Source organism: Pseudogemmobacter sonorensis, assembly GCF_042762395.1.
Lineage (GTDB): Bacteria > Pseudomonadota > Alphaproteobacteria > Rhodobacterales > Rhodobacteraceae > Pseudogemmobacter > Pseudogemmobacter sonorensis.
The window spans coordinates 40,645-51,351 of sequence record NZ_JBEFZE010000011.1 but is presented as its reverse complement, the minus strand read 5'-3'; the positions used below and the strand labels follow the sequence as shown (position 1 = coordinate 51,351).

The following is a 10,707-nucleotide window of genomic DNA, read 5'->3' as shown; positions in this document are numbered from 1 at the left end:
ACCATTGAGGCGGGAAGCATCGCCTCCCCGGCTGCAGGGCCGCGAACCGTCGCCCCGCCCGCCACGGAGCCGCCTCCCCCGGCCATGGCGGCGGTGGCCCGCTGCTCCGTCGCGCCCGACCATGTCGAGGTGGTGAACTTCCCCCGCTCCTGCCTGCATTGCGAGGCGGCGCCCTGCGTCACCGTCTGCCCGACCGGCGCCAGCTACAAGCGGGCCGAGGACGGGATCGTGCTGGTCAATGCCGATGCCTGTATCGGCTGCGGGCTTTGTGCCTGGGCCTGCCCCTATGGCGCGCGCGAGATGGACCCACTGGCCGGGGTGATGCGCAAATGCACGCTCTGCGTCGACCGGATCTATGACCCGGCCCTGCCCGAGGCCGACCGCATTCCCGCCTGCGTGCGCACCTGCCCGACCGGCGCGCGGCATTTCGGCGATCTGGGCGATCCGCAAAGCGCGGTCTCGCGCCTGGTCGCGTCGCGCGGCGGCCTGGCGCTGATGCCGGGGCAGGGGACGAAACCCGTCAACCGCTACCTGCCGCCGCGCCCCAAGGGCCCGGGGCAGGCCCCCGCCCTGGTGCCGCTGATGGGCGGAGGACATGCCGGGATCCCTGTCGGGACTTGTGCCGGACTCCATGTCGGGCCCGATGTCGGGTCCCATGTCGGCGGCACTGCCGGACTCCGCGACGGGGGCGGCGAGACGGTGGGGGCCGGTGACGGAAGCGATCGCGCGGCGGCTTCCCGCGCGGCTTACGGGCGGGATCAGGTCGGGGATCACCTGGGAACTCACGGGGTGGTTCACGCAGGGGATCGTGCAGGGGATCGGGCGGCGGTTCAGGGGCCGGATCAGGGGCCTGATCGTCCGGGGGATCAGAGGGGCGACCCTGGGGCCGGGGGCTTGGCCGGATGGCTGGACCGGCTGCTGGGAAGGATCGGCTGAGCCCATGCATCCCGCGCCTTCGGTCATCCTTTTCACCACCCTTTCGGGCCTCGGCTTCGGCTTTCTGTTCTTCCTCGGCCTGGGGTTGGGGCCATTCCTGCCCGTCCGGGGCTGGGGCGCGCTTTTGCTCTGGGGCATCGGCTATGGGTTGGCGGTGGCGGGGCTTCTGGCCTCGACCTTCCACCTCGGCCAGCCCCGGCGGGCGCTGCTGGCCTTCACGCAATGGCGTTCGAGCTGGCTCTCGCGCGAGGCCTGGGCGGCCTGCGCCACGCTCTTCGTGCTGGCGCCGGTGGCGCTGGCGCAGATCCTCGGGCCCGGTCCCGGGTCCGGGCGGCTGGGGCCCGAGGCGGGCTGGCTGCGCGCTTTCGGCGGCGCGGGGGCGGTTTGCGCGCTGGCCACTGTCTTCACCACCTCGATGATCTACACGCAATTGCGCAGCGTGCCGCGCTGGAACCACTGGCTGACCCCGGTCGGCTTCCTGGCCTTCGCCGTGACCGGGGGGGCGGTGCTGTCGGGACTGGGGGGCTGGGCGGCGGCCTCCTGCCTGGGGCTTGGCCTGGTGCTGCTGGCGATGTGGCGGGTCGGGGACGGGCTGTTCGCGCGGGCGGGTGAGAGCCTTGCCACCGCGACCGGGCTGAAGGGCCGGGTCCGGGTGCTGGAGCCGCCCCATACCAACGAGAACTACCTGATGCGCGAGATGATCCATGTCGTCGGGCGCCGCCATGCCCGGCGGCTGCGCGGGATCGCGCTGGCGCTGGCCTCGGTCCTGCCCGCGGTGCTCTGCCTCTTGCTGCCGCCGCCGGTCGCGGCGGTGCTGGCGGGGGGCATGCATCTTGTCGGGGCGCTGGCGGCGCGCTGGCTGTTCTTCGCCCAGGCCGAACATGTCGTCGGATTGTATTACGGGCGGCGCTGACGGCGCTTTGGGTCCGGTCCCTCTGCGTCAGATCCTCGCGCTTCGGATTCCTGCGTTTCAGATCCCGGCGCTTCAGATCCCGGCGAGGTCGAGCAGCCGCGCGGCCTCGGCGCGCGGATCGGCCAGGGGGGCGCGATCCTCGCCGGGGTGGAAGCGCGCGCGAAGCGCCGTGGGCATCGGCGCGGGCGTCTCGATCACCACGCGGGGGCCCAGGCGGCGGGTCTCGGCCTGCCAACTGCGCGCCATGGCGATCTGGCCCGCCTTGCTGATGCCATAGGCGGCGGCATAGCGGCTGCCCGGGGCGGGATCGTCGAAGAACATCGCCGTGCCCCGCCCGGCGCGCAGCAGCGGCTCGACCATGGTCACGAGGAAGGCAGCGGCGCGCAGGTTGACCGCGACCGAACGGTCGAGATCCTTCATGTCGAGCGAGGGCGCGGGCGAGAGCGCCGTGGCATGGATCGCGCAATGCGCCCAGAACCCCAGCCCGCTCCAGCGGTCATGGATCGAGCGGCACAGATGGCGCATCGCATCCTCGGTGGTGATGTCCATCGGCGCGAGCGTCAGGCCGCCGCCCCCCGGCAGACCCGCCGCCTTCACCCGGTCGTCAAGGTCTTCCAGCCCGCCCACAGTGCGCGCCACCGCCACCACATGCCAGCCCCGCAGTGCGAGCTGTTCCGCCAGCCCCGCCCCGAGCCCGCGCGATGCCCCGGTGACCAGGGCGATCCTGGCGCCGGGCGTTGCGGTCGGGGGAAGGGGCGTCGGATCGGTGGACATGCTGGCTCCGGGCTGCCGGGCGGGCGGGGCCGCCCCGGGGGACCGGGCAGAGATCGGCCCTTGCGGGGGGAAGGTCAAGGGGGTGCGGGCGGCGGAAGGGAGGGGGCGCTGCCCCCTCGGCGCCTTTGGCGCCTCACCCCCGGGATATTTTTGCAAAGAAGAAAGGGGGGATGGGTGTCGGGTTGTTGGGGGCGTGGATCGAGGGTGTGGGTGGGTCCGGTCCGATCTTGCAGGCGACGGGGGGCGGATCGGTGTGCGGTGGGCTGGGGAGCGAAAAAAACTGACTGCGCGCGATGGGGCACAAGGGGGAGCGGCGGACAGGCAGGGGGATTGGAAGGGGGATCGGGAAGGTGCCGGTTGGAGGGGAGGGCAGCGGTTGGAACTGGCCGGGCCTTTGCGGTTGGTCTGTGCGGTTGGTGACTGTCGGCGGGTCTGTGCGACGGGCCTGTGTGATGCGCCGCCCGGGGCGCGGGGCTTGGCTGGTTTCTGAAAACGTCAGGTAGCGGCGTCGGCCTGCGCGGAGGATCGCTAAGTTGGTTCGGCAACGGGCTAAAATATCTGGTTTCTGTAGTGATTTTTCGCAATGCAGGGAAAATTTCCGTCCCCGAGGTTTCCCCAAAAATTGCTTTTTCAGCAGCTTGCTGGAGGGAGGCCTGGAGGGAGGCATTGTCAGGCTGCCCCTCGCCCTGCCTGTCGCCCTGTCCGTCGCCCCGGCCGCCATCATGGACGCCCTAGGCCTTCCGGGCGCTCTTAACGCTCTGGTCGTTCCAGCCCTTGAAGGTGGTCGTGCAGGCTTTGCCGCGGAGTCAGGGGGCGGGGCGATCTCCTGCTTCGGCGCGTGCGGCACTGGTCGATGCGGAAGGACGGAGCATCCTGCTCCCTTGTTCCGCGCCGCCAGCGATCCGGCCTGCGCCGAGGGTTCCCTCGCCGACGGCCGGGCCGACCCGGACCAGGGGCGCGGGCCTATTCGGCGGCCTTCATCTGAAAGCCCTCATCCATCTTGTCGGCGGGGACCACCGGGTAGTCGCCCGAGAAACAGGCGTCGCAGAATTGCGGCGAGGCCGGGTCGCGGCCCGCGGCCTCGCCCGCCGCACGGTAGAGCCCGTCGAGCGAGATGAACTTCAGGCTGTCCACCCCGATCCATTCGCGCATCTCATCCTCGGACATGGTCGCGGCCAGCAGTTTCGAGCGTTCCGGTGTATCGACGCCGTAGAAGCAGGGCCAGGCGGTCGGCGGGGAGGCGATGCGGAAATGCACCTCGGCCGCGCCCGCGTCGAGGATCATGTCCTTGATCTTGCGCGAGGTCGTGCCCCGCACCACCGAATCGTCGACCAGGATCACCCTTTTGCCCCGGATCAGCGATTTGTTGACGTTCAGCTTCAGCCGCACGCCCATGTTGCGGATCGCATCGGTGGGTTCGATGAAGGTTCGGCCCATATACTGGTTTCGGGTGATGCCAAGGCCGAAGGGGATGCCGCTTTCGGCGGCGAAGCCGATCGCGGCGGGGGTGCCGCTGTCGGGGACCGGGCAGACCAGATCGGCGTCGACCGGGGCCTCGCGCGCCAGCTCCACCCCGATCTCGCGCCGGGTCTCATAGACCGAGCGGCCGCCGATGATCGAATCGGGGCGCGAGAAATAGACCTGCTCGAAGATGCAAAAGCGCCCCCTGGCCGGTGCGAAGGGGCGCGAGCTTTGCACCCGGCCATTCTCGATCACCACCATCTCGCCCGGTTCGATCTCGCGGATGAACTCGGCGCCGATGATGTCGAGGGCGCAGGTCTCGGAGGCGAGCACCCAGCCCTCGCCCAGCCGGCCCATCACCAGGGGCCGCACGCCCAGGGGATCGCGCACCCCCATCAGCTTGGTGCGGGTCATGGCGATGACGGAAAACGCGCCCTCCACGAGGCGCAGCGCATCCTTAAGCCGTTCGGCCTGGGTCTTTTGCAAGGAGCGCGCCATCAGGTGGATGATGCATTCCGAATCGGAGGAGGACTGGAAGATCGCGCCGCGCTCGATCAGGTCCTTCCTCAGCCGCGCCGCATTGGTCAGGTTGCCGTTATGGGCGATGGCGCAGCCGCCGATGGCGAATTCGCCGAAGAAGGGCTGCACGTCGCGGATCTGGGCCGTGCCCTTCGAGCCGGCGGTGGAATAGCGCACATGGCCGATCCCGAGCGCGCCGGGCAGAAGCTTCATCACGCTGGCCGAGGTGAACTTGTCGCGCACATAGCCGAAGCGGCGCTCGGAGTGGAAGCCGGTCTCGGGCTCGTAGGTGACGATCCCGCCGGCTTCCTGGCCGCGATGTTGCAGGGCATGCAGGCCGAGGGCGACGAAGCTGGCGGCATCGGTGAGGCCATTCACCCCGAAGATGCCGCATTCTTCCTTGAGCTTGTCGCCGTCTTCGAGTGGCTCGAACGGGTGGGCGGGGAAGCGGCGCATATGGCCTCCGAATCCGATCTGGCGTCAGGCCTTTCATCTAGTCGTAACAAAGCCCGCTGTCACCCCCCCCGAATGCCGCAATGCGGCGTCCCCGCGAAGGCGGGGACGCCTGGGGCCGCAAGGCTCAGTTCGCGGGAACCGGGGCGAGATCCTGGGCCGGGGTCTGGGGCGGCGTCTCGGGCGGGGTCTGGGTCGCGCAGACGGCGGTCAGGCCGTTGTAGCGCGAGACGATCCAGCCCGGCGCATCGCTGGGGATCGCATCGTCGATGGCGCCCTGGAAATTGGCGAAGACCCGCGCGGTGCGCGAATTGTCGATCGCCGCGACCGATTGATTGGCCAGCGCCCGGTCGTAGACGATGAAGGCCACCGCGATCAGCAGCACGCCGCGCGCCACGCCGAACAGGAAGCCGAACGCCTGGTCCAGCCCGCCGAGCACCGAACGCTGGACCAGCGAGGAGAACAGCGGCGTGAAGAGCGCCGCCACGATCAGCCCGACCGCCAGCACCACCGCGAAGGCGCCGATCACCGACAATTCGCAACTGTCGGCCAGGAAGTCGCCGACCATCGGGATCTCGCGCATCAGGGGCGTGAAGGAGGGGGCGAAGATATAGGCGACGATGGCCGCGCCGATCCAGCCCAGGATCGCCATCCCCTCGCGCACGAGGCCCCGCGAATAGGCCAGAACCGCCGACAGCAGGATGATCAGCGCAGCGCCGCCATCGACCCAGGTAAAGTTGTCCATCCGTTCCTCCGGGCGCGGGCGTCTCAGCCCGCGCCGAACATGTCACCGGTAAAGGCCGCCAGATCGGCCAGTTCGCGCAGCGCCATTCCCGCGTCCGCGCCATGGCGCGACCCGGCCGGAAGGGCCGCCTGTGTGAAACCAAGTTTCGCCGCCTCTTTCAACCTGTTTTCGGTCTGGGCCGCCGGGCGCAGCGCGCCGGAAAGCGAGATTTCTCCGAAAAGCACCATGTCGGTGGGCAGCGCGACATCCTCGCGCGCGCTGAGAAGGGCGGCGGCGACGGCAAGGTCGGCCGCCGGTTCGGTGACGCGCAAGCCACCGGCGACGTTGAGGAAAACGTCGAGCCCGGTGAAGGGGATGCCGACGCGGGCCTCGAGCACCGCGAGGATCGTCGAGAGCCGCCCCGAATCGAGCCCGACCACCGTCCGGCGCGGCGTGCCGAGCGGCGAGGGCGCGACCAGGGCCTGGATCTCGGTCAGCACCGGGCGCGAGCCCTCGATCCCGGCGAAGACCGCCGAGCCGGGGGCGGGCGCGTCGCGCGACGACAGGAACAGCGCCGAGGGGTTCGACACCTCGGCCAGGCCCGCGCCGGTCATCTCGAAGACGCCGATCTCGCCCGAGGGGCCGAAACGGTTCTTCACCGCGCGCAGGATGCGGAACTGGTGGCCGCGCTCGCCCTCGAAGTAAAGCACGGTGTCGACCATATGCTCGACCACGCGGGGGCCCGCGATCTGGCCTTCCTTGGTGACATGGCCGACCAGGATCACCGCGACGCCGCGCTTTTTCGCGAAGCTCACCAGCTCATGCGCGGCGGCGCGGACCTGGGCGACCGAGCCGGGCGCGGCCTCGATCGTGTCGAGCCACATGGTCTGGATCGAATCGATCACGGCGAGGCGCGGCCGTTCGGCATCGAGCGTGGTGAGGATGTCGCGCAGGCTGGTTTCGGCGCCGAGCCGCACCGGCGCCTGCGCGAGGCCGAGGCGTTGCGCGCGCATGCGGACCTGGGCGGCGGCCTCCTCGCCCGAAATGTAGAGGCAGTCGAGCCCGCTTCGCGCGAAGCTGGCAGCCGCCTGCAGGAGCAGCGTGGATTTGCCGATCCCGGGATCGCCGCCGACCAGGATGGCCGAGGCATCGACCAGCCCGCCGCCGAGCACCCGGTCGAGTTCGGCGATGCCCGAGGCGGCGCGCGGCGGCGGCGCCTCGGCGGTGGCGAGGTCGGAGAGCGCGATGCTGCGCCCCCGGGGCCCGGGCGCGCCCGGGCCGGAGGAGAGCGGCGCCTCCTCGATGATGGAATTCCACGCGCCGCAGGCATCGCAGCGCCCGGCCCATTTGCGATGGCGCGCGCCGCAGCCGGTGCAGGTGAAGGCGGGGGTCTTGCTCATGGGGTCCGTTCGTGGATGGGGGGCGGGGGGGGGCGCTGCCCCCTCGGCGCCCTTGGCGCCTCACCCCCGGGATATTTCTGCAAAGAAGAAAGGGGAAGGCGGGTTTTGCGGGTGGAGGGGTCAGATGGGGGCCGGGCCAGGGGTTGGGCCCGGGCCCGGGTCGGTGGGATCGGCTTCGCCCGCGGGGAGGCCCCAGGCCTGGGCGGTGAGGGTGAGCGAGCGGCGGCGGGCCTCTTCGTCCCAGATCTCGGACATCAGGATGATCTCGTCGGCCTGGGTGCGGGCCTGGAGGCGGGCGAGGCCCGCCTGGACCTCGGCCGGGTCGCCGTGGACGGCGCAGGAGAGCATCCGTTCCACCTGGGCCTTTTCGCGCGGGGTCCAGTAGCTGTCGATATCCGCGATCGGGGCGGGGGAGAGGCGGCGGTCGTTTCGCAGGATGCCGCAAAAGCCCATCTGGGTGGTGGTGAAGAGGCGGCGGGCCTCGTCGCCGGTGGGGGCGCAGACGGCATGGGCGCCGACCATCGCATAGGGCGCGTCGAGCCGTGCCGAGGGTTTGAACCGGCTGCGATAGACATGCAGCGCCTCGTCCAGCAGGTCGGGGGCGAAATGGCTGGCGAAGGCATAGGGCAGGCCCAGTTCGGCGGCGAGCATGGCGCCGAAGGTCGAGGAGCCGAGGATCCAGAAATCGACATCCGCCCCCGGCGCGGGCCAGGCCTGGATGCGGGGCTGGCCGTCGCGGGCCGGGGGGGCGAACCAGTGCATGAGTTCGAGCACGTCCTGGGGGAATTCCTCGGCCCGGGCGGGATTGGTGCGGATCGCGCGCAGGGTGGCCTGGTCGGTGCCCGGCGCGCGGCCGAGCCCGAGGTCGACCCGGCCGGGAAAGAGCTGCGCCAGCGTGCCGAATTGCTCGGCGATGACATAGGGGGCGTGGTTGGGCAGCATGATCCCGCCCGATCCGAGCCGGATCCGGCGGGTGTTCTGCCCGGCATGGGCCAGCACGACCGAGGTGGCCGCCGAGGCGATCCCCTCCATATTGTGGTGCTCGGCCACCCAGTAGCGGGTGAAGCCCAGCCGGTCGACATGGGTGGCGGTCCTTTGCGCCTCGGCCAGGGCATCGGCGGGGGTGCGGCTTTCGCGCACGCGGACCAGGTCGAGCAGCGAGAGCGGTATCGGTTTGGACATGGCGTCACTCCTTTCGGGGGCCGATCGCGGGGCCGGTGATCGCGGGGCCGGTGATCGTGGGTCGGGTCGGGGGTTGCGTCCGCCAGGCGATCAGGATCGAGGCGAGGACGCAGCCAGAGAAGAGGTAGAGCCCCCAGGCGGTTTCGATGGTGACCCGGCCCGCGCCCCGGGCGATCACGATATAAAGCGCGATCAGGAAGATATCGGCCATGGCGAGCTTGCCGAGGAATTGCAGCGCGGGCAGCACCCGGACCGACATAAGCCCGAACTGGATCAGCGCAAGGCCCAGCGTCTTGGCGAAGGGGGCGAAGATGGCGAGGAAGGTGACCAGAAGCGCGAGCGCGGGATCGGTGCGCCAGAGCGATTGCAGCCCGGTGACCACCGAGATCTCGTCCATCCCGAAGACCGGCAGCAGCGCCGCCCGGATCAGCGGCGCGAACCAGGCGATGGGGAAGAGGATCAGGAGCGAGAGGTTCAGCCAGCGCATGGGGGTCTTGGTGGCAGCGGGCGGGGGCGGGGTCAAGCGGAGGCTTGGCTGGGTTGGGGCCGGAGGGGGGGGGGCGCTGCCCCCTCGGCGCCTTTGGCGCCTCACCCCCGGGATATTTTTGCAAAGAAGAATGGGGAGAGCGGGTCGGGTTCGGGGTGCCTTGCGGGCGGTTTGGGGGGGCGGGTCCGGCTTCGAGATATTCGAGGCGATTGGAAGAGGAGGTCGCCGGGGCGGGGCTTGTCCTGGGGCACGGTCTTCGGCGTGGCGGATCTGCCTTCTGGAGTGGGGGCTCGCCCTCGGAGGATCTGCATGGGGCGGCGGTTCTTCTGGTGGGACCGTTCATACCGGGGGTTGCCGATGTCCGTATCGTCCGTCTCGGGGGGGCGCTGCGGATGGTCTGGGCCGCCCTCCTTCTCGGCAAGGGGATGACGAAGATTGCTGTTTGGGGCGGATCGGGACATGCGTCCCGGTCGCGACAGTCGCTTGCGCCCCGATCTGCCGCGGCAATGCGAAAGTCAGTCGCTCGGAGCCCGTCCTGCGGCTTGGCGCCGCGATCTCGCATCGCCATCGCCCATGCGTCGGCCAGGCCCCGGGCATGGCAGGGTCGGCGCCGTCATCGATGCCGCCGGTATCGTCGAGCCGTGTAGCCTTTCCCAGGGTCGGTTCCGGCGCTGTTTGCCAGTTCGAAGACCTGCCCGGGCTCGGTTTCGGCTGTCGGTGAATATGATGTATTGATATCGCTTGCTTTCAAGCGGTCTGGGGCAGGGGCGCGCGCCCGGGCTTTATGCGGCGCGCTTCGGGAAGCGGGTTTCAGGCGGTGGTCCTGCCGGGAGGGGGGATCCGTTGTCGCGAGGGCGAGCGATCCGGGACCTGGAGCGGCCGGGCCCGGCAGGGCCGGGCGCCGCGGGGCCGGATGTGGCGTGACCGGTCGCAGGCAGGACGGGGCCGATCACGCGGGCGGGCACGGCAGGGCGGAGGGATCAGGCGTCGGATCCGTCGCCTTGCAGCAGCCGTTCGGCCTTCTTGCGCACGAGCGTGCTGCGCAGGTCGTGCATCGCGAGCAGCAGCGCGTCGGTCACGCGCTCAAGCTGTTCGGGCGTCGCGCGCGACTGCGCCCAATGGGTGGTCAGGTTCAGGTGATCCACCGTGCGCAGGATGTCGTCGGTCTCGCGCCGTTCCAGCAGCGCGCGGCGCTCGGCCAGCCAGTCCGCGATCGCGTCGAGATCGGCCTGGGTCAGTTCGGCATCGCCATGAGGCTTGATATTGCCGTTGCGGACATTGACCATGGCGATCTCGTCCAGCTCGATCCGGCGCTGGCGGTTCTCGGTATCGACGCGGAACACCGCCGCGCCGTTCTCGCGGATGCGGAAGTAATGCTCCGGCAGGTCACCCGGCATCTTTCTGAGCGCCTCCTGTCGCGTCGTTTTCCCCGGTCTCGCCCACATCGCGATCGCCCGTATCGGGATCGTCCGTATCGGAATCGGGAGTATCGCCATTGTCCAGCACCCGCAGCAGCGAGCCGTCCCCGTCCACCAGCGCGAACATCCGCGGCGCGGTGCCGGGTTTGAAAAAGCCGGTCAGCCGGGGGATCGCGCGGTGGTCCGTGGGCAGGCCCGCCGCGCGCCATTCGGCCGGCAGCGCCTCCGGCTCGTCGACCCGGACGCAGGCCGAGAACCAGCTTGCGCGGGGATCGAGTTCGGGATGCGGGAAGAATTCCAGCACCAGCGGGCCGCGTTTCAGGATCAGCCAGCCCTCGTCGTGGAAATCGGTCGAAAAGCCCAGAGCGGCATAGAAGGCGATGGTCGCCGCGAAATCGCGGCTTGGCAGGTTGGCGGTGATCCTGTCGGCCATGGTCTTT

At 70.1% G+C, this 10,707-nt stretch carries 9 protein-coding genes and 1 pseudogene; 2 read left to right on the top strand and 8 right to left on the bottom strand.

The window, feature by feature from the left end:
- Positions 1 to 126: 126 nt before the first annotated feature.
- Both ABNX41_RS10455 and ABNX41_RS10450 read left to right on the top strand, forming a co-directional pair.
- Positions 127 to 585, top strand: a pseudogene (locus ABNX41_RS10455) (4Fe-4S dicluster domain-containing protein); the annotation flags it as partial.
- Between the two features lie 355 nt (positions 586 to 940).
- A complete protein-coding gene (locus ABNX41_RS10450; protein WP_438669670.1) occupies positions 941 to 1,849 on the top strand; it encodes a dimethyl sulfoxide reductase anchor subunit family protein in 909 nt (302 codons plus the stop codon).
- Positions 1,850 to 1,921: 72 nt separating this feature from the next.
- Here the strand turns inward: ABNX41_RS10450 and ABNX41_RS10445 are convergent, their stop codons facing one another.
- The 8 genes from ABNX41_RS10445 to ABNX41_RS21980 all read right to left on the bottom strand — a co-directional run bounded on the left by ABNX41_RS10445 (position 1,922) and on the right by ABNX41_RS21980 (position 10,700).
- On the bottom strand, positions 1,922 to 2,623 hold the full coding sequence (locus ABNX41_RS10445; RefSeq protein WP_438669669.1) for an SDR family NAD(P)-dependent oxidoreductase: 702 nt from the start codon (positions 2,621 to 2,623) through the stop codon (positions 1,922 to 1,924).
- Positions 2,624 to 3,586: 963 nt separating this feature from the next.
- A complete protein-coding gene (gene purF, locus ABNX41_RS10440; RefSeq protein ID WP_438669668.1) occupies positions 3,587 to 5,059 on the bottom strand; it encodes an amidophosphoribosyltransferase in 1,473 nt (490 codons plus the stop codon).
- 124 nt (positions 5,060 to 5,183) lie between these two features.
- Positions 5,184 to 5,801, bottom strand: a complete 618-nt coding sequence (locus tag ABNX41_RS10435; RefSeq protein WP_438669667.1) for a CvpA family protein — start codon at positions 5,799 to 5,801, stop codon at positions 5,184 to 5,186.
- Between the two features lie 23 nt (positions 5,802 to 5,824).
- Positions 5,825 to 7,180, bottom strand: a complete 1,356-nt coding sequence (gene radA / locus ABNX41_RS10430) for a DNA repair protein RadA (RefSeq protein WP_438669666.1) — start codon at positions 7,178 to 7,180, stop codon at positions 5,825 to 5,827.
- Between the two features lie 120 nt (positions 7,181 to 7,300).
- Positions 7,301 to 8,362, bottom strand: a complete 1,062-nt coding sequence (locus tag ABNX41_RS10425) for an LLM class flavin-dependent oxidoreductase (RefSeq protein WP_438669665.1) — start codon at positions 8,360 to 8,362, stop codon at positions 7,301 to 7,303.
- A gap of 4 nt (positions 8,363 to 8,366) precedes the next feature.
- Positions 8,367 to 8,849 (bottom strand): paraquat-inducible protein A, encoded by a 483-nt coding sequence (locus ABNX41_RS10420; RefSeq protein ID WP_438669664.1) that lies wholly within the window; start codon positions 8,847 to 8,849, stop codon positions 8,367 to 8,369.
- 980 nt (positions 8,850 to 9,829) lie between these two features.
- Entirely contained in the window at positions 9,830 to 10,246 is a 417-nt protein-coding gene (locus tag ABNX41_RS10415; RefSeq protein ID WP_438669663.1) for a hypothetical protein, read from the bottom strand.
- On the bottom strand, positions 10,236 to 10,700 hold the full coding sequence (locus tag ABNX41_RS21980) for a bleomycin resistance protein (protein ID WP_497883250.1): 465 nt from the start codon (positions 10,698 to 10,700) through the stop codon (positions 10,236 to 10,238). Before ABNX41_RS21980 ends, ABNX41_RS10415 begins: the two co-directional genes overlap by 11 nt.
- Between the last annotated feature and the right edge of the window lie 7 nt (positions 10,701 to 10,707).